At 66.9% G+C, this 18,467-nt stretch carries 19 protein-coding genes and 1 pseudogene; 5 read left to right on the forward strand and 15 right to left on the reverse strand.

The annotated features are described in order from the left end of the window. Window positions 1–147: pseudogene (locus QH290_RS15655) on the forward strand (M48 family metalloprotease); the annotation flags it as partial. Between the two features lie 106 nt (window positions 148–253). Here the strand turns inward: QH290_RS15655 and QH290_RS15660 are convergent. Then, entirely contained in the window at window positions 254–1,114 is an 861-nt protein-coding gene (locus QH290_RS15660) for a tyrosine-type recombinase/integrase (protein ID WP_280383557.1), read from the reverse strand. Between the two features lie 686 nt (window positions 1,115–1,800). Continuing rightward, on the reverse strand, window positions 1,801–2,349 hold the full coding sequence (locus QH290_RS15665) for an RNase H family protein (RefSeq protein WP_280383559.1): 549 nt from the start codon (window positions 2,347–2,349) through the stop codon (window positions 1,801–1,803). 648 nt (window positions 2,350–2,997) lie between these two features. Between QH290_RS15665 and QH290_RS15670 the strand changes: the two genes are divergently transcribed. Beyond that, a complete protein-coding gene (locus QH290_RS15670) occupies window positions 2,998–3,642 on the forward strand; it encodes a hypothetical protein (protein ID WP_280383561.1) in 645 nt (214 codons plus the stop codon). Window positions 3,643–3,711: 69 nt separating this feature from the next. Here the strand turns inward: QH290_RS15670 and QH290_RS15675 are convergent, their stop codons facing one another. From QH290_RS15675 to QH290_RS15690, 4 genes are all read right to left on the reverse strand, one after another. Then, complete coding sequence (locus tag QH290_RS15675; protein ID WP_280383563.1) at window positions 3,712–4,320, reverse strand: TetR/AcrR family transcriptional regulator; 609 nt, start codon at window positions 4,318–4,320, stop codon at window positions 3,712–3,714. A 13-nt stretch (window positions 4,321–4,333) separates the two neighbouring features. Next, a complete protein-coding gene (locus QH290_RS15680) occupies window positions 4,334–5,593 on the reverse strand; it encodes a hypothetical protein (protein WP_280383565.1) in 1,260 nt (419 codons plus the stop codon). A gap of 6 nt (window positions 5,594–5,599) precedes the next feature. Continuing rightward, complete coding sequence (locus QH290_RS15685; protein WP_280267966.1) at window positions 5,600–7,153, reverse strand: NAD(P)/FAD-dependent oxidoreductase; 1,554 nt, start codon at window positions 7,151–7,153, stop codon at window positions 5,600–5,602. Between the two features lie 1,542 nt (window positions 7,154–8,695). Beyond that, window positions 8,696–9,025, reverse strand: coding sequence for a MerR family transcriptional regulator (locus QH290_RS15690; protein WP_280267967.1), 330 nt, complete (start codon window positions 9,023–9,025; stop codon window positions 8,696–8,698). Between the two features lie 148 nt (window positions 9,026–9,173). Between QH290_RS15690 and QH290_RS15695 the strand changes: the two genes are divergently transcribed. Then, complete coding sequence (locus tag QH290_RS15695) at window positions 9,174–9,593, forward strand: Hsp20/alpha crystallin family protein (protein ID WP_280268013.1); 420 nt, start codon at window positions 9,174–9,176, stop codon at window positions 9,591–9,593. A gap of 570 nt (window positions 9,594–10,163) precedes the next feature. Here the strand turns inward: QH290_RS15695 and QH290_RS15700 are convergent. Both QH290_RS15700 and QH290_RS15705 read right to left on the reverse strand, forming a co-directional pair. After that, the gene (locus tag QH290_RS15700) at window positions 10,164–11,177 is read right to left on the reverse strand and encodes an acyl-CoA dehydrogenase family protein (protein ID WP_280383567.1); all 1,014 of its coding nucleotides are present in this window, start codon (window positions 11,175–11,177) and stop codon (window positions 10,164–10,166) included. Window positions 11,178–11,250: 73 nt separating this feature from the next. Beyond that, complete coding sequence (locus tag QH290_RS15705; RefSeq protein ID WP_280267969.1) at window positions 11,251–12,042, reverse strand: class I SAM-dependent methyltransferase; 792 nt, start codon at window positions 12,040–12,042, stop codon at window positions 11,251–11,253. A 202-nt stretch (window positions 12,043–12,244) separates the two neighbouring features. Here QH290_RS15705 and QH290_RS15710 point away from each other — a divergent pair, with 202 nt between their 5' ends. Both QH290_RS15710 and QH290_RS15715 read left to right on the forward strand, forming a co-directional pair. After that, complete coding sequence (locus QH290_RS15710; RefSeq protein WP_280383570.1) at window positions 12,245–12,382, forward strand: hypothetical protein; 138 nt, start codon at window positions 12,245–12,247, stop codon at window positions 12,380–12,382. Window positions 12,383–12,488: 106 nt separating this feature from the next. Next, window positions 12,489–13,172: a GAP family protein gene (locus tag QH290_RS15715; RefSeq protein ID WP_280383572.1), complete on the forward strand. Its 684-nt coding sequence runs from the start codon at window positions 12,489–12,491 to the stop codon at window positions 13,170–13,172. Between the two features lie 7 nt (window positions 13,173–13,179). Here the strand turns inward: QH290_RS15715 and QH290_RS15720 are convergent, their stop codons facing one another. The 7 genes from QH290_RS15720 to QH290_RS15750 all read right to left on the reverse strand — a co-directional run bounded on the left by QH290_RS15720 (window position 13,180) and on the right by QH290_RS15750 (window position 18,264). Further along, on the reverse strand, window positions 13,180–13,542 hold the full coding sequence (locus QH290_RS15720) for a hypothetical protein (RefSeq protein WP_280383574.1): 363 nt from the start codon (window positions 13,540–13,542) through the stop codon (window positions 13,180–13,182). Window positions 13,543–13,658: 116 nt separating this feature from the next. Then, window positions 13,659–14,111, reverse strand: coding sequence for a hypothetical protein (locus QH290_RS15725; protein WP_280383576.1), 453 nt, complete (start codon window positions 14,109–14,111; stop codon window positions 13,659–13,661). 109 nt (window positions 14,112–14,220) lie between these two features. Continuing rightward, window positions 14,221–14,790: a phosphotransferase family protein gene (locus QH290_RS15730; protein WP_280383577.1), complete on the reverse strand. Its 570-nt coding sequence runs from the start codon at window positions 14,788–14,790 to the stop codon at window positions 14,221–14,223. 13 nt (window positions 14,791–14,803) lie between these two features. Beyond that, complete coding sequence (locus tag QH290_RS15735) at window positions 14,804–15,262, reverse strand: SRPBCC family protein (RefSeq protein ID WP_280383578.1); 459 nt, start codon at window positions 15,260–15,262, stop codon at window positions 14,804–14,806. Between the two features lie 13 nt (window positions 15,263–15,275). Further along, the gene (locus QH290_RS15740; RefSeq protein WP_280383580.1) at window positions 15,276–16,310 is read right to left on the reverse strand and encodes an FAD-dependent oxidoreductase; all 1,035 of its coding nucleotides are present in this window, start codon (window positions 16,308–16,310) and stop codon (window positions 15,276–15,278) included. Between the two features lie 64 nt (window positions 16,311–16,374). Beyond that, window positions 16,375–17,283 (reverse strand): alpha/beta hydrolase, encoded by a 909-nt coding sequence (locus QH290_RS15745; protein ID WP_280383584.1) that lies wholly within the window; start codon window positions 17,281–17,283, stop codon window positions 16,375–16,377. Window positions 17,284–17,688: 405 nt separating this feature from the next. Beyond that, the gene (locus QH290_RS15750; RefSeq protein ID WP_280383582.1) at window positions 17,689–18,264 is read right to left on the reverse strand and encodes a TetR/AcrR family transcriptional regulator; all 576 of its coding nucleotides are present in this window, start codon (window positions 18,262–18,264) and stop codon (window positions 17,689–17,691) included. Window positions 18,265–18,467 lie beyond the last annotated feature (203 nt).

The following is an 18,467-nucleotide window of genomic DNA, read 5'->3' on the forward strand; positions in this document are numbered from 1 at the left end:
GGGGTGCTGCTGGTCTCGCTGCTCGGCCCGATCGCCGCGACGCTCATCAAGCTGGCCGTGTCGCGTTCGCGCGAATACCAGGCCGACCAGGACGGGGCGGCCCTGACCGGCGACCCGCTGGCCCTGGCCTCGGCCCTGCGCGGCCTTGCCTAATGCTTGTTTTTTTTCCAATCTTGGGTCGGTGCTTCAATATATTAAACCACCTTTATGCCCCGCCTGGGTGGTGGGGGGGGGCCCTTCGGTTGGGGAAAGGTTATGTGTAGGCGACCGTTTCGACGGTTGCGCGAAGATCGGCGCTGCGCACGAGCACGTACCGTCTCGTCGTTTCCGGCTTGCGGTGGCCTAGCAACTGCTGCACGACAAACAGATCCTTCTTCACTTCGTAGGTGCGATCGGCGAACATGTGCCGAAGCTGATGCATCGTGTAGTCATCGAGCATGGCGGACACCCGTTTGCCGACGTAATCCGCGGAGAGGTGGCCGCTGGGGTGCCGATGGTTGGGGAAGAAATAGCCCCGGCCACAGTTCAGCAGTTCCTCTGCCAGATCGGCCGGTACCGGTACCCAGCGGGTACGCCCGCCTTTGCCGTGCACGAGTATCCACAGGCCATCTTTGCGCTTGGACAGATCACGCGAATGTGCTTGTGCGACTTCGGCTCTGCGCATTCCGCATTCTGCCGACAGTCGCAGCATAAGCCGCTCGCGTCTGGGTGCGGACATCAGCACGGCCCGGTAGGCGTCCCACGATGCGGGCCGCGGTGCCGGGTCCGTCGGCTCAATGACGGGCAGGTCGGCCGCCGCGTCGATGTTCGTCAGCCCGACACCGCAGGCCCACGACCAGAACTTTCGGAACGACACGTAGTAGCTGCGGCGGGTCTCCTGCTGCCAGACCTGGCGGGCTACCCACGTGAGCAGTTGATCGCTGGTCACCCCAGGGACCGCGGTATGTCGGCCGATACAGCGTGCGAGTCGGCGCATGTGCGCAACACGCAGTCGCACAGTGCCTTTGCCGAGTCCCGACGCCTTCAGCGCCAGCTCGTACTTGGCCAGGACCGGAGTCCAGGAAACCGGCAACGGCGTACCGAGCAACTTGAAATCGCTTGCGAGCTCGAGCATTTCAACCTCCCCTGTCTCTGAGCTACCGACAGGTTGGTTTTTATCACCGGTGCTGTGGCTCACATCGGATCGTGTTTGGTGGCTTTCGTCACGATGACGAAATGCGCTCGTTTCGGTATATCGCCCGCGCGTAGTCATCGCCTCCCCCGCTCAGAACTATGTGAGAAGACCTTCTCATCTCGGTTGAGGAGTGACCGGCTGCCAACGATGGGCAAACATTCGGCGCATTCGGCGTGTCGCAGAACACAACCAGATGGAAGGGTCTCTACCCTTGGTCGTGGCAAGCAACTGCTAATCAGGCTGTGTGTCTGATCTAGAGAACGGGACGTACAGGATGTGCGGCGCCTAGTAACCGGCAGGTTACTGGTTCGAGTCCAGTTGGGGGAGCACAAAACCCCAGGTCAGGCATTAAGTGGTGTAGGCCAGGTCCTGCCGGACCAGGCCTACACCAAGAATTCAGCACCACGTTCGTCAACTGGCCCTCGGACAGAGGCCCGCGCCGGGGCGAACAGCGCCAGCGCCAAGCGTGAAAGATGCGCGAAGTGCGCATTGCTGCCTTCCGGCCGAGACATGTTCCACCGCAGTCCAATTCGCGTGCACGGTTGCACAGTCGGGCCCGGTGATGCTGTGGTTCGCGTGCTGCCCTGTCGCTCGGCTCTCGGGGACGGTGGGTATTCGCCGAATGATTACCACCGCGGGATCAACGACGATAACAGCTCGTGTAGCCAGCCCCCTGCGGACATCCTGGACCCGGTTCGCGCAGATCGGCCGGAATCCGGCCCGCCCGCCACTCCCTCCCCCGCGCCGCGCACAGCCAGTCGGGACACACGGTCATGTTCGAGGTCGTCACCGACCCCGCGCCGCCACAGCCAGTCGATATCGTGCTCCTGGATCAGCTCGTCCAGTCGCCGCCACAGATCGACATCCACGACCGACTGCCCGTCACCGGTCAGCGAACCGTCGATACGCCACTGCGGCAACGACCTGGACACGCCGAGAACCACATACTCACTGTCCGTGGACAATCGGACCGCGGCCCGACGCGACAACTCATCCAACGCGCAGACCACAGCCATCAACTCCATACGATTGCCGGTGGTAGCCGGTTCGCCCCCGAAGATCTCCCCCTCACCGTGCCCCGAACGCAGTAACGCGCCCCATCCACCGGGCCCCGGACTACCCCAGCACACGCCGCCGGTAAAGATCTCGACGACATCCTCCCCGCCATCCGCCATACCGCACGACGGTACCCCTCCGGACACCCCGGGTACCACCTACACCGGGGCCGATCACTTCACTCGAGCCCGTCCGGTGTGGCCTCCCGGCCAAGCCGGTCTTGACGAACCATTCGTCCGGCCGTTCACGACATGTCGAGCAGCAGCGAACGACGTTCACCCACAGGCGGTTCAACCATCCGCACCACCGAGGAGCGCCGACCATGGGCCTGACGCCCGGACATTCGCCACCCATGCCGACTTCGGATAAGCCTGGACGACATCGTGCCCATCAGCGAGGCGGACCATCGAGACCGGCGCCTCTCGTAACTCGCCGGATCGTCGGCCGACTCGCTCATGCACGGCAATGTCAGGACAGTTCCGGCTCGAAACCCCGCGCTGTTCGGCGATACGGAATATTCGATCCGAGCGGCTCGGGGGTGAGATCGGGGAGGCTGCGGCGCCGAGTAGGAATTGACCCCGCCGAGGAGCGCGGATGTGGCGCCGGGAGCGCCCGCGCTGCTTGGCGATGGTGACCACGGCACCGTGCCAGAGGACCGCGACGGTCGGTGCCGGTGCGCACGCTGCGGACAGCGCGGTGAATCCGGTGGTGCCCGTCAGCAGGACCGGGCGTCGGCCGACGGCGTAGCTGAGTGGTCCGAGGATCAGTTGGCCGACGATGATTCCCACCAGAAGGCCGGTCAACGACATTTGCGCGCCGGAGGCGTCCATGCTCAGCGAGACGGCCGTCCGGTAGGCCGGGCGCCGCTGAGCCCGGCGAGCACCAGCATGCCCGCGCTCCCCACCGTTGACGAGATCCCGGTCATCCCCCCGCAGCCCCGCGTCTACAAATGGGAATGTCAGCACGGCCGCGACGTTTTCCGGCGCCAGGTCGAAACGGCGTTCGTCCAGGCGTTGCCCGACAGTGAGCGAGCAGCGTGGCGGAACGCCGAAGACATCGACCGGCGGGTACAACCGATCGGCTCGATCCTGCTGTGGGCGCTGCTCCTCGGCGGCCTGACCTCGATCGTCGTGGGTAGGCAGGAGGGATGGCAGCAACCAGTGCTCATGGCGGCGGCACCGGTCGGGGTGGTGGTCCTCGCGGTGCTGGCATACCTCACCACCGACCCCGACAAGCGCCGCCGTGCCGGGGCCATCGTGGCGTGGTTCTCGGCATTCGTGAGCTGGCTCCCGGTCCCGATCACTCGATCGATCGTCTGGGTGATGAACCGCGAACGACCGGCGCACCCGCTTCGCTGGATCGCGTTGTGCCTGTTCATCTTCGGCTCCATGCTCGACCTGCTGGCCAGCTAGCTCGCCACGGCGAGACGACAGCTCCGGTGGCCATCGTTGTCGCTCACAGCCGTGCGTCCGGGCGGATGGTCAGGCGCGACCGGCGGACAGCACGGGTGGGCACACCCACCTGCGGATGAACTCGCGCAGGTCGTCGTCGGATCGCGGCGGATTCGCCGGGTACTGCAGGAAGCTGAGCCACACGCGCATCACCATTTCGGCCAGGCCCGGCATGGCCTCATCGTCGTAACCGTGTGCCTCCCAGTCGACATCGAGCCTGCGCAACATCTGCACCCCGAGTTCGACGGCGCTGGCCGATGTCGCCTCCCGCGTGAAGAGTTCCGTCTCCCCGGCCCGCACCATCAGTCCGATCGCGGGCTCGTCGGGCAGCACCCGCAGGCAGTACATGATGGTTTCGGTGATCGCGTCCGACGGAGTGCGGACATCGGCCAGGTCCGCCTTCATCCGATCGAGGAAAGCGGCGGCCCCCGCGTTCGCGACAGCCACCAGCATCTCATCGACCGACGAGTAGTAGCGGTACACGGTTTGCCTGGTCACGCCCAGCTCGGTCGCGACGTCGGCCAGCCGGGTCTTCTGAGCGCCGTAGCGTTCGACGCAACTCGCCGCGGCGCTCAGAATCCTGGCCTTGGCCTCATCGGAGTCCCGGGGTAGGTTTCCGTGCCACCCTCGAGTCCTCATGAGCCCCATGGTCTCACAGGCTTCGGTCGGCCGCGCCGCGCGACAGGGTTCCCGGGCGCCGCTCGCCGGAGCGGACGGCCCGCCGCGCGCGCATGATCGCTTCCAGCAGCACACTCGTCGCCACGACGAAGCACACGATCACGTAGGGCAAGCTGCCGGTCGGCGTGTTGTCCGCGGTCAGACCGTCCTTCGCATCGAGGAAGGCAGGTAGCGCGGCGAGCCACAGCATCAGGTGCACCGCCAGGAACAACGGCGGGAACACGACCAGAAAGGGCAGCGCGGTGCGCGCTTCGCTCGCCGCGCTCTCCGGGTGCGCCCGCAGCCGCCGCCATTGCGCGTAGAGCAGTGCCAGGCCGATGCCCCAGACCAGCAGCATCTCGATCCAGTACACGATGGTCTGCGCGTCGCGGTTCGCGTTCTCGTCCCGGCCGAACACCGCCGTCGGGATCGACAGCACCGGCATACTGATGACCGCGACGACACCGGCCACGATGACCCGCCAGGCGAGCGACCCACCGCGGGGAGGCCGCCCCTCGACCGTGGGATTGCGTACCAACCGCACCGCGAGATAGATCAGCACGGCGAAGGACACGGTGGCGAACAGCCACACACTGCCCCAGGGCACCGAGGCGAACGTGGGCGCCGCCGCCGGATTACCCAGCTTGTCCACCTCGGCTCCCTGTGCCTGGAGCTGCCGGACGGTGTCGCCGTAGAACGGCGCGTCGAGGTTCCAGGCCCACCACTTCAGCTGCGGACCGAGCTGGTCGAAGATCTCGTAGAACACCTGGAACACCAGGGCCACGACGAGCGACCCGCGCAGCGCCGACCGCTTCGACCCGTCGAAGAAGCCCCACGCGCGCACGATCTCGTAGGCCAGCTGGCTCAGCGCCGGATAGAAGGCGACGATGTACAACGGCAACCGGTCGAACATCAGGCTCACCGTGAAGACGTTGTGGGAGAACATGAAACCCATCGCCTCTTCGGCGTGGAACCAGTTCGGGAAGTAGAGCGGTGGCTCGATCACGAACAGGTAGACCAGCGAGGCGATCCAGAGCGTCAGATTCGTCGGGTCGCCGTCGCGGCGCAGGCGCCGGATCGCGTGGACCAGGGCGAGGATCGCGCCCAGGATGATCGTGACTTCCAGAACCGGCAGCGTCCAGTTCGCCAGGTCGGCCGGGTTGCGCACGGTGATCACCGGGTTGGCGGTCTCACAGTCGAAGCCGAGGTAGCCGGTGATGACGGACGGGACGTCGCCCGGTGTGCAGACTGCCACGTCGCCCTACTTTCCCGCTGCGACCGAGACGGCCGCGAACTCGTCCCGGGCCGTGCCCCGGGGGATCACCAGCGCCCGACCGGCCGGGTGCGGCCTTCCATCGCGCCAGATGTCCGACGGCGGATCCTGCCGGAGGTCGGTCCCGATCGGCAGCCTGGTGCGTTTGACGGCGCGCTTCACAGCGAACCAGGCGAGACCGGCGAGCACGCGCGGACTCTTCACCATCGTCGTCACCGATTCGTCCAGATTGAACACGTCGGCGAAATGCTGGGCGACGACATCGTCCTCACGCGTGGTGGCCGAGATGTGGTTGAAGATGGGCCAGCTGAGCCGGTTGGCGAGCTTCTGCCGCCACCGGGGCGCGATGTCGGTGCCCTCGGCGTTCTCGTACCCCTGGTCGCGGGCCAGCGCCAGCGTCCAGATGTCATCGAGCAACCGCCGCTGCGAGGCGAAGTAGTCCTTGGTGAACGCACCGTCGAGAGTGGTGGCCGAGGCCAGCTTGTCGCGCAGCAGCACGGCCGACTTCGACGCCGAACTCATCCCCTGGGCGTAGAAGGGGTTGAACGCGCACACGGCGTCGCCGACGACGACCAGCCCGCCCGGTGGGTTCTCCCACGCGTCGTAGCGACGGCGTTTGTTACCGGTCGACTTGGTGACGAACACCTTGGAGATCGGCTCGCACAGGTCGACGGCGCGTCCGAACGCGGGCGCGCGCACCTTGTGCACGGTCTCGATGAATTCCTCCTCCTTACGAGGCATCGGGTGGCCCCAGGAGCCCATGGTGACCAGCACACGGTCGCCCTCGATCGGGAAGATCTGACAGAGGAAGTCGTGCTCGACGGGGTGCGGCTCGGTATCCGAGGTCGGCATGACCGACATCTGCGCCCACCACCAGCTGTCCGGTGGGCTCACCGGCTTCTGGAACCACTGGGACACGTAGGTGACGCCCGCGTCCAGCGACTGCACCGGGGCCTCGGGCCATCCGGCCGCGACCAGCCAGTCCGACACGGCCGAACCGCGGCCCAGCGTGTCGACGACGAAGTCCGCCTCGATCAAACGCTTCTCGCGCCCGCCGTCGCCGCCGACCACCCACACCCCGGTGACACGGCCGTTCGGGGTGCCGCCGCCCACGGTTTCCAGCCCCTCGATGTTGACACCTTCCGCCACACGGACGTTGGGCACCAGGGCCAGCTTGTCGCGCAGCGTGCGCTCGATGAGCAGGCGGGACGCGTAGACCATGGTCATCGGCGCTTCCTTGCGCGGCACCCACACCGGGCCCTCACAGTGCGCAGCGGCCAACGACGGCATCATGTGCAGCGCGCCGGCGTCGATGAGGGCCTCTTCATATCCCGGGAAAAGCTCGCCCATGGCTCGTCGACCGGAATTGAGCAGGAAGTGGGGGTGCTTACTCTGCGGGACGCCGCGCCGGTGCTCGGCGTCAGCCGGGATGACGTCGCGCTCCAACACCAGGACCTCATCGAAATAGGGCGCCACTGCCCCCGCAGCACAGACGCCCGCGACGCTGCCACCCAGAACCACCGCTCGTTTGCCCAAGGACATCGACCCACTCCATTACGTCATACATTTTTTGGATGGTGTCTAACCGTAGGGTGTGGGCCGAGTCACGTCAACGAGCAGAACTGAAAGCGCACCACCGCCGACCTCGGCGCGGTCGCTCGCGCCGCCGCGCATGCGCCCGATGAACGGCAGGGAGTGCATGCGGCCAAAGGGAAAGCAATCTCAGACGGGCGGAACCCGCACGGTCGACCTCCAGGTTTTCGTGCAGACCGCTACCGACCTTCCCCGTGTCATCGCTTCGGTCGATGAGATCTGTGCCGACGTCACACGCCTGATCGGCGATCGGTCTGTCGCTGTAGGTGGGGTAGTCGTCGTCATCGAGCTTGTCGGCGGCACTCGACTCGCTGCCGGGATTCGTGTTCGGTTGCTGCACAACGTCTCTGGATTCAACACCGGACGGATTCATGTCACTACCATCGATCGGCCGGTAGAGAACCGATCGCCGACACTGCGCACGGGGCACCTCGTGGGCACAGAAGTTACGGAAGAGCCGTTCAGTGACCACCTCCCGGGCAAGGAAGTTCAACTCTCGCGACACTTAGCTGGGACGAGGGGCGGAAGATGCGTGGCGCCCAGGTCGACCGACCGCATGAGCGCGCGGGCCCGGGAATCGGCCGGCGCCGCCGCGTCGCGGCAGTCGAAGGGATGATTGCTGCTTCGGGATCTGCCTAGCCGGATACCGCGGACGGAACTCGAAGATCCACGACTGTTCCCGAATTACCGGTCGTCACAACGACTTCCGGGATACGAGCGCGGATCATCGATAGACCCCGCTTCGCGTGTGGTCGTGCGGATCCTGCCGAGAACGTCGACACCAGTGCTCGCGGAGTGTTCGCGGGGGCAGCGAGGTGCACTAGGTTTGTTGATAGATCCGTCCGAGAGGGCGCAGTCGCGAGATATATCGATCCGGAACCGACGGTACGGCTCTGCATCATGCGAACGCGGACGCGGACGAATTTCGCCTAGGTGAACAAAAGGTCGCTGCAATCACGAATTCTCTGGAGGCCGCGATCATGGCAGCAGTCATACTGATCACCATTCTTGCGTCCGTGATGCGAGTCCTCCCACATAGTGACTAGATCGATGTCATTTCGGCAGATAAGGGCAGCAGAATCGCGGGCCAGGCGTCGCCAACAGTAGGTGCCTGGCCCGTGATTTCGCCGGTTTCCGGTACCTGAAATCAATAGGCAGTTCTCGTAAATGTCGCTACCTCCGCGTCGGCCCGACGAACCGCTAATTCTGCCTTGCGAAGCGCCTGGTGACGTAGCCTGCACAGGGTAATCTTCTCGACGCCGGTGCAGCGGCTGTATTCTACCGCCCGCGACAATGCCTCTACACGCTCCCGCAGTCGGGTTGCGGCCTCGAGATCCAATGGTCGTTCCGCGACGGCAACCGCGGATTGCAAGTGCCATCTCGGCTGTCCCATAACCATCTCCTGACCCGAGTTTTCTTCCGATAAAGGGGTTGGGCCGTGATGGTCGGTGGCGTGGCGCCGAACGAAATCGGGCACGCCTCGGATAGGTGTCAGGGTGCGTAGTGGGTGTCGATGTGCTGTTGGAGGCGGTCGATTTCGGCGCGCAGCGCGGCGTTGGTGTCTTCCAGCTCCAGGATGCGTTTGACGCTGGCGAGGTTGACGCCGTCGGCGGCCAGGGTGGTGATGCGGTGCAGCCGCGCCAGGTCGTCGCCGCTGTAGCGGCGGGTTCCCCCGGCGCTGCGGGCCGGGCTGATCAGTCCGTGCTCCTCGTAGAGGCGCAGCGTCTGGACGCCGATGCCCGCCAGCTCGGCGGCCACCGAGATCGCGTACACCGCCCGCCCGGGATCGGGCAGGTGAGGCTCGTGCCGGTCCGGCAGCATCAGTCTCCTTCTCTCCGTTCCCGAGCCTAGATTACCTTGCACAGATACTTGCACTCATACCAGTGGAGTGCTAAACAAAATCTATGTCGACAGACATAGGTTATCTTCCCGATGTCGGATGAGATTGGAGGACTGGGAGGTGGCGACCATGCTGATGCGTACCGATCCGTTCCGGGATCTCGATCGCCTGACGCAGCAGGTGTTCGGTACGGCGGCGCGGCCGGCGGTGATGCCGATGGACGCGTGGCGCGAGGGTGACGAATTCCTGGTGGAACTCGATCTACCCGGAATCGACCCGGACTCTTTGGATTTGGATATCGAACGCAACGTGGTGACGGTGCGTGCCACGCGTCCGGAGCTGGACCCGCAGCGGTCGATGATCGCGGCGGAACGCTCCCGCGGCGTGTTCGCCCGCCAACTGTTCCTCGGCGACGGCTTGGACACCGACCACATCCGCGCCGACTACCGCGACGGTGTACTGCGACTGACCATCCCGATCGCGGAGCGGGCGAAACCCCGCAAGATCGAGGTCGAGCGCCCCGCCGAACGGCAGGCCGTCACCGCCTGACGCGGTCGGGTCAGTTCGTCGCCGGAAATCCGCCATCCGGAGGTTTGCTCCGGATGGCGTGCCGGAACCAGCCGACCGCTGCGTCCACGGGCCCCCTGCGTGCGGTGACCTGAAAACGAGACCGCACAGAAGGCATCGATTGCGGACAGCGGTTCCGTTTCCCCTTGCGGAACATAGATATTCGTACGTGGAGCAGAATGAAGAACGAACCCACCAACACCGCGACCGATCCGAGCCGGACCCGCGACTCACTGCGCGTCGCGCGTAGGGGGGACGACATTCCGGTCGTCCGATGGCCACACCCGAGCCCCCTCGACTCTTGGTGGAGTGCGGTGATGCGCGACCGCGCTCCTCGCACACCCGCTGCGTAACCCTGCCATGACCGCACTCGCATGTATCGCGGCCACAGCCGCAACAACCACCTTCGTCTGGGCCTGCACTGCCGCCGTCCGCCTACGCGAGATTCGCCGGCATTTCCACCCCCACCGGAGCGCGACACCAATCGATCCTGTGCCGAAATGCATTGGCGTGCAACAGCTCTGATTCGACTGATGAAACAGACCCGCGCCGTCAGTCCGGGGACGGAGCGGGGTCGAGGCGGGTCAGCAGGGCTTGTTTGATCGGGTCGCGGGTGGTGCAGACCAGGGCGAAGGTTGCCTGGCGCATCAGGCGTTCCGGGGTGGATCCGGCGATGGTGGCGGGGCTGCCCGCGGCGACCACGCCCGCCGCCGCCGTCTCGACCGCGGCTCGGGCGATATCGGCGCGTAGGGCGTGTACGGCCCGGTTATCACCGGCCGCCGCGGCGAATCGGGTCCGCAGGTGCGCGTATCGCGCGGCGTGCGCGGCGGATTCGGCGCCCAGTTCCGCCAATTGGCGCACGCAACGCGACAGGACACCCAACGACAGTGCGCCGTTCACCCAGCCGCTCAGGCTGCCGCGGCTCGCGGTGAACTCCCCGGCGGACTTCACGCCGATCAACTGCGCCCGTTCGACGAAGGTCTCGCCGAACGACAAGCGAACCGTCGCGCTGGCGTCCGCCGCGATCAACGGTAGCGGCTCGGCCGTCACGCCGTCGAGGTCGCGCGCCGGAACCAGCAGTGTCGCAATGGATTCCGCGTCTTCTGAGCGCAGCCGGACCGAGGTGGCCACCGCGTCGACGTATCCCCAGCCCGTCACGAACGGCGCGGTCCCGGTCAGTACGTAGCCGCTACCGGCGGGCGCGGCGAACAGCGTCGGGTTCGACCGAGCACCCGCGTAGGACACTCCGCACCGGAACTTCCCCGCGCGCATGGGTTCCAGATATCGCTCCCGCAGCGCGGCATTGTCGGCGAATGCCACCGCCCGCAATGCCCCCAGATGCTGCGCCCACACGAAACCCGTTGCGAGACAACCACCGATGATCGTCGCGGCGGTTTCCATCAGCACGTCCGGACGCATGCCCTCCGACAGCGCGAATCCGTAGAAACCGCGCTCGGCCAGGGCATCGAAATGCGTGGCCGGAATCCGGCCGGTCCGGTCCACCTCCGCCGCCACGGGCTCGAGCACCTCCGCCGCGAAGGTCTCCGCCGCAAGAACCCACTCCATCGACACAACCCTCCCGGGTACAGCCGTCCGCACGGATCACCGCGCCCTTCGACACCGACCCACGCGATCGTACTCATAGTCCCCGTCTCGGCACGCATTCGAGGAGGAGGAACAGGGGGCGGACGAAATTCTCTTCCCACCAAGGGTTTTCGCGCCGCTGCTCCTCGGTGGGACGCGGTTCACGGAGGTCGGTGACGGCGAATCCGGCCGATGTGATCATGCGGATACAGGTTTCGAGGGAGTAGAACTGCTGGACGGAGGCCGCCGGTGAGATCCGGCCCGCGACATCGAACTTCTGCTCCACGGTCCGGACTCCGAAATAGGTGTCGATCGAGAAATCCTGGCCGCTCGTGCGTTCGGCGCGGGCAGCGTAGAAGCACGGGTGCATTCCGAGCAGGATCATGCGACCGGCGGGTGTGAGAATCCGCGCGAATTCGTGGAATCGCCGCTCGGGTTCGGCGATGCCGTGCGGCAGCCGGTTGGCGACCACGACGTCTACGCTGTTGTCCGCCAACGGTATTGCCGCGACATCGGCATGATGAAACGATGCCCGCTCCGGCCGGTGGTCCGGATGCGAGCGCGCCGCGGTGACGAATTCGGCGCAGGTGTCGACGCCGTGCACGTGCCGGGCACCGCGGCGGACAAGCTCCCGCGCCAGATAGCCCTCGCCGCAACCGGCGTCGAGGATGTCCAGTCCGGCGCAATCGCCGATCGTGTCCAGCAGGGCCGGGTCGGTCAGCTGGGTCTGGTATGGGTCCAGGCGGTCGCGGACGATGGTGATCCAGTACTCGGCATTCTCGGCGTAGGCCGCCGAGACTCGTTCATCTCCCAGCACGGTGCGCTCCTTGCTGTTACGAATCGCCACTTCGGAGAATCTACCGATTCCCTTGGGACCTACCGATTCCCGGCACCCGACCGTATCCGCCTCGGCAGGGACGGATCGGGGAGCCCGCGGCTGGGCGAGCCCCGAGTGAGCTCTGGCGCGACGCCGGTCTCGGCACCGAGTCGGTGACGGCCGACGCGCAGGATCAGGCCGAGATCCGCGAATTCTCGTGCGATGGACCGAGGTGATCGATGCGGACACCGACGAAACCCGCGTGCGCCTGCTCAACGCGCTACTGGCCGAGACCGCCGCCTACCCGCGGATCACCGACCACGCTGGCACCTGCACTACCGAGACGACGACGCGCCCCTGGCGACCGTGATCCGCACCGCGCGCTCGGGGAATGCGGCCACGCGTTCGTGGATATGAGCCGGGGAGGCCGCCGACGCAATTGCACACGAATATGACTCCCGTATGTTCGGTGAGTAATGGTGATCTTGCTGTTGGCGCTCGCGGGTTTCGCGTTCCTCGATTCGCTCGACGTGCTGCTCGTCGGGGTGACCACCGCGGTGATCTACGACAGCAGGCTGAGCCGCCGCTCCCCCGTGCCGGGCGTCGTGAGTTTTCTCGCCGGAGTATTCGCGGTCACCACGACGTTCGGCATCTGCACGGTACTGGGGTTGAATTTCCTCACCGATCTGGTCGACTTCGATCTCACCCCGGCGCTGCGGTATTGGGGTGAACTCGCGGTCGGCCTCGTCCTGCTCGTCCTCGGCGGCGTTCGGCCGTCGGCGCGGGCCACGGCCGTTCCGGACTGGGCCTGGCGAGCGCGGCAACGGCCCCTCCTGCTCGGGCTGGCCGGAGTGGCCATAGGACTCGGTCAGGCGCCGACCGCCGTGCCCTATCTGGCGGGCCTGGCGATGCTGTCCGCGCGCGACCCGCTACCGCCGGCGTGGCCGTTGATCATCGTCGGCTACTGCGTGATCGCCCTGCTCCCACCGGGATTGATCCTGTTCGCGGCCACGCGCCGCACCGCCCGGGCGCGGCGCTGGTACCGCAGGTTCGTGCGCACGCTCAAACAGCGCGGACCGGCGACGGTGCGAATCCTGTTGCTGGGATTGGGAATCGCCTTGATCGTCGATGCCTTGCGGAACTATTCGTCCCTCTGGTGACGGTGCGTCAGGCGGGGATCTGTGCGCCGAGGGCGCCGCCGACGCTCGCGCCCGCGGCGCCGCCGAGGACGCCGCCCGTCACGCCGCCGACCACCACGCCGACTATCGCGCCCGCGGGGCAGACGGGCGCGGTGACCATGCAGGCGAAGGCTCCGCCCGCGGCCGCGCCGACGCCTGCCCCGACAACCGTGCCGACGACACCGCCGACGACCTGGCCCGGCAGCGCCTGCGTCTGCCCGGCGGCCGCGGGCTCGACGACCGGCTGCACGGCCAGGGGCTGGGGCGCGGCGGTGTCGGCCTGTGCCAGGCCCGCGCCGGTGCCGACAAGTGCGGTGGCGATGGCCGCGGTGGCTGCGAGTTTGCGAATCATGGTGTTCTCCCCGGATATTTCCGACCCGGTCAAAACTGTACTGAGGATCGAGTTGTGACAAAGGCGAATTCGGAATCCGTGGCCGATCATCACCTGTTGATCTCGGGTCGGCAGACCTACACCCAGGGCGCCACCGGATACCACGGAATGATGTCGCGCATGGCCAGCAGTCGCACATCCCAGTAGAGGAAGGTGAAGACGCCGACGGTGAGAAGCGCGGCGGCGCTGAGAATGCTGACGCGGCGCGGGTCGGCGTGGAACCAGCGCTGCAGGCGGCCACCGGCGAGGACGGTGAGGATCAGCAGCACGGCGAGAACGGCGATATTGCCGATCGACTGCAGGACGAAGGCCGCCGCGGAATAGACGACATTGCCTTCCTCGGCGGCGTCTCGAAACAGCTTGCGGAACAACGGGAACGGGCGCCCGATGAGGAAGGCGCCGATAAGGCCGCCGAAGCAGATCAGGGGCGCGTTCGGGAAGCGGGCCGCGACACGGGCGAACGGGTCGCGGACCAGGCCGAGGACGGCGAGTCCGAGGTAGATCATGATCAGCCCGATCATGCCGAACACGACCATGGATTGGACATGGCCGCCGGTTCCGCCGATCGGCCGAAAATCTTCCGCGAGCGCGCGAGTGGCGTAGGGGTCGAACAATCGACCCGGTGTGACGGCGCGCGTTTCAGCGCAGGCCCGATTCCAGCTCGCCCCGATGGGCCCGCACCCATTCGTAAGCGGCGCCGACCGCACGTACGGCGCCCGCCTCCCGCAGCGCCACCATCGCCGCATCCCCTGCGGCGGCACCGGATTCGATGCCGCGCCGACATCGCCGCTGCCACCACAGCACCGCCTCGACGACGGCACCGCGATCCTCGAGGCCGTAGGCGTCGCACAGCAGCCGCATCCGGTCGATGATCTCGGCCAGGTCGGACACCTCCGGGCCGAGATCCAGGTACTGCCAGCACATGTGGGCGACATCGTGGACCCGAGCCCCGGGCGCGGCGAGATCCCAGTCGATCAGTGCGACCGGACGCGGCCCCGCGACACCGAAGCGATACACGATGTAGGTCAGGATCTCTCGCCCCTGCGAGTCGATGCCGAGGAACCGCGGCGCGCCCGGCCAGCCCCGTTCTTCGAGGAACCGCAGCAGTCGGTGGACGAAAACGGCCGATTCACCCGGGTCGCGCCGCACGGTATCGTCCACCCGCACAACGCGATTGACGAATCCGCCCGATAATGGAATCTCGGTCATGAGTTCCGAGGGGTCAGGATGATTCCACGACCTGCTGCATCCGGCGCAGGGTGGTCAGCATGTCGTTGCGGTTGCGGCGGCCGCGGGCCCAGCCGAGCACCGCCCAGTACAGGCGCAGCGGCAGGGAACCGGCCAGCTCGAAGGATTCGGTGACCTCGGTGCCACCGTCGCTGGGGCGCAACCGATATCCCCACCGGTTGACGTCCCTGCCGCCCGGGCCCAGGACCATGAACGCGAACTCCCGCCCGGGCTCACACGCGACCACCTTGCACACGGTCCAATACACCGGCCCGACCTCGTTGCGGCGCACATGCCCGCGAAACTTCGCCCCCACCGCGGGCCCGCTAGCCGTCCCCAGCCACTCCGCCTCGAACGTCTCCGGACTGAACTCCCCGATCCGGGTGATATCACTGACCAGCTCCCACACCTTCTCCGGCGGAGCCGCCATCCGAACCGTCACCGAGTCACGCATGCCCCGGACCCTACTACCCGGCCCGACGGCGCTGCACCTGGTCGCGTTCGGCGCCGATCCGGCGGCGACGCTCGGCCATGGCCCGCGCGGGTGATTCGCCGGTCACCAGGGCATCGAAGACGGCGTGCACGTCCTCGAGGGCGTCGCGGGCACCGACACCGGCGGCCGGGGCGATGGCATGGTCGGCGTCTCCGACGAGCACGACCGGTAGCGCGGGAGGCTGCGCGGTGTCGAGCGGCACGTTACGGGCATTGCTCACGTGGACGGCATCGGTGTGATCGAGGAGTGTGCCGACGAGATCGGCATTGGACGGCGACGCGTCCCGCACGGCTTGAGCCCATTCGCCCACCGGGCGCATGCCGAGATCGTCGGTGCCTTCGAGGGCATCGCGCGGTAACCGGATGAACCAGTAGGCGAGGTCGCCGGGGCGCCAGATGTGACCGACTGTGCTGCCAGGGATTCCGTCCGCGCCGATCTCGGCGAAGAAATGCAGTGCGCTGGGTTCGGTCGGCAATTCCAAGGGGTCACGCGTCGTCCCGTAGAGCACGACGTCGCCGGCGTACACCGGTGTCCGGTCGGGATCGAGCCGGGACCGGACGACCGAATCGATGCCGTCGCAGCCGACGATCAGGCCGTCCACACTCGTGGTCGCGCCGTCGTGGTGCAGCGTGCAGCTGTCTGCTCCCACGGAGATATCGGTGATCGGGGTGGTGTAGTGGGTTTCGACGCCGGAGCCCGCGACGAAGTCGTCGAGGACCTGCATCAGATTGCGCCGCAACCAGAATCGATGCCCACGCCCGTTCATCTCGCCGCGGCGGCCCACGCTGTTGACGTATCGGAGCCCGGCCACCGGATAGGAGACGGCGTGCAGATCGGATTCGGAGACGCCGAGCGCCGTCATGGCATCGTGACCGCGGCCGTCGATGAACAAGAAGGCGCCACCGCCACCGGTGGGTTGCTGTTCGTACAGGGCAACCCGATCACCCCGCCGCGCGAGCGCGCCGGCGAGCGCGGATCCGGCGATACCGCCACCGATAATGGTCACCATCTCGAAACTCCTTGCCTGGGCGTAGTTCCGAGCCACCGAGAACCGGCAGTCCGGCGACAGGGGGTCAGTGTGCGCCGAGCGTGTCGAGGATCATCGGGCGGGCCGTTGCTAGTGCTTGTTGCCAGTATGGCCAGGTGTGGGTTCCGTTGATGATGTCGACGCGGGCGGGGATGCCCAAGGCCGCTATTCGGTCCCGGAACATCTGCGCGGCGACCATCGTCAGGGCGTCCAGGCCCATCGCGTTGACCGTGTTGCCGAATCCGTTCGGGACGTCGAGGGGGCCGGGGACGCCGTTGCCCGCCGAGACGTACATCGGCAGGCCGCGCAGTCGTTCGGCCTGGACGGTGGCGTCGTTGCGGCGCCAGGCGGGATCGCTTGCGGGGCCCCACATGTCGTCGACGTTGAAGTTGCCCTCGTCCCACATCGCCGCGCGCATCGCCTCGTTCCACAGCGGGAAGGTCGGGTGCACGAAGCCCGAGAAGGATCCGGCGAACTTGAACTGGTCGCGATGATGCGCGGCCAGCGTCAGGGCGGCATTGCCGCCCATGGAGGCGCCGACGATGGCGTTGTTGGTGCGGGAGACGCCGTATCGCGCCAGGAAGGCGGGCAGCTCCGCGGTGAGGAAGGTCTCCCATTTGTACGTCGTCGCCTGGCGGTTGGTGCTGCTCGGGCGGTACCAGTCGGTGTAGAAGCTGGAGCGGCCGCCGACCGGGAACACCAATGTGACGTTGTCCCCGGCGAATTGGCGCAGCGCGTCGGTGTCGGTCGTCCACTGGCTGTGGTCGGCGGGGGCGCGCAGGCCGTCGAGCACGTACAGGGCCGCGCTGCCGCCGCGGGCCGCCCACTGCACCTGGACCTTGATCGGCCCCATGCCCGACGGCACCGACAACTCCTGGAAACCACCCGCCGGCGCCTGCCGGACGGGTGCGTGGACCGGCGCCGAGGTGGCCGCCGCCGCGCCGCACCACGACATGAGCAGGGCCGTCGCCACGACGGCACCGCTCCTGCTCAGCCATCCGCGCCGTCTCCCAGATCGCGCCACCCCGTGTACCTCCTCGCTGCTGCCCCGGCAAGATACCGAAGTCCCGAATTCGGTTGCTGCCCAGAATAAGTTGCGAGAGGCTCCCGGCCACGGCCGGGAATACCGGGATAGAGCTGGTGCGGGGAATATCAGCACAGAGAGCTGGTGCGGGGAATATCGGGACAGAGAGCTGGTGCGGGGAATACCGGGACAGCGTGCCGGTGCGGGGAATACCGGGACAGCGTGCCGGTGCCGGGAAACCAGGACACAGAGCTGGTACCGGGATACCGGGACACAGAGCTGGCGCCGGGAAACCAGGACACAGGGCGCCGGGAAACGGTGGCGGCGACGGGGCGTTCAGCGTGCCCGCTGGTCCAGCAGGGACAGGGCGATGTCGCGGGCGTGGGTGATCGGGCTCGGGGCGACCTGCATGCCGTGGCAGACCAGGGCGCCCTCGTGGAGCAGTGACATGGTGTCGGCGACGGTCTGCGGCTGGTCGGCGCCCGCCTGCTCGGCGAGCGTGCGGAACAGCTCGCGCATCCATTGTTTCTGCGCCACGGTCACCGCGTAGCCGGGATGGTCGGCGGGCAGTTCGGCATGCGCCCTGATCATGCTGCAGCCCTTGGCGCTGTGGGCGCGCATCCATTCGTCGGATGCGTCGAAGACCGCGGTCAGCCGTGCCCGCGGATCCTCCGGTGCCGCGGCGAGGCGCCGCCGCAGTTGTGCACGCCAGTCGGCATCGCGGGCACGCAGGTACTCGGCCACGAGGCGTTCCTTCGAACCGAACCGGTCGTAGAGCGTGCGCTTCGTGACACCCGATTCGGCGGCGATCCGGTCGACGCCGCCGGCGGTGATACCGTCGTCGTAGAACAACCGCGACGCGGTGGCGAGGATGTGCCGCGCCGTAGGCGTCCGGATACAGTCGCCGCGCATCGCTGGCCGACAAGCGGACCGACCGGCTCGACAGGATCCGATAGGACGGGGACAGCAGGCTGCGGACGGCGTCGATGTCGGCATGTGCATCGGCCATTTGTGCTGTGCGCAGGCCGGTTTCGCCTTTGCTGCGCCGGTAGGCGTCTTCGACGACGGTGCGTGCGTCGCCCCATGGGTCGAGTGGCATGCCCATGGTGTAGATG

The organism is Nocardia wallacei, assembly GCF_029869545.1.
Lineage (GTDB): Bacteria > Actinomycetota > Actinomycetes > Mycobacteriales > Mycobacteriaceae > Nocardia > Nocardia wallacei_A.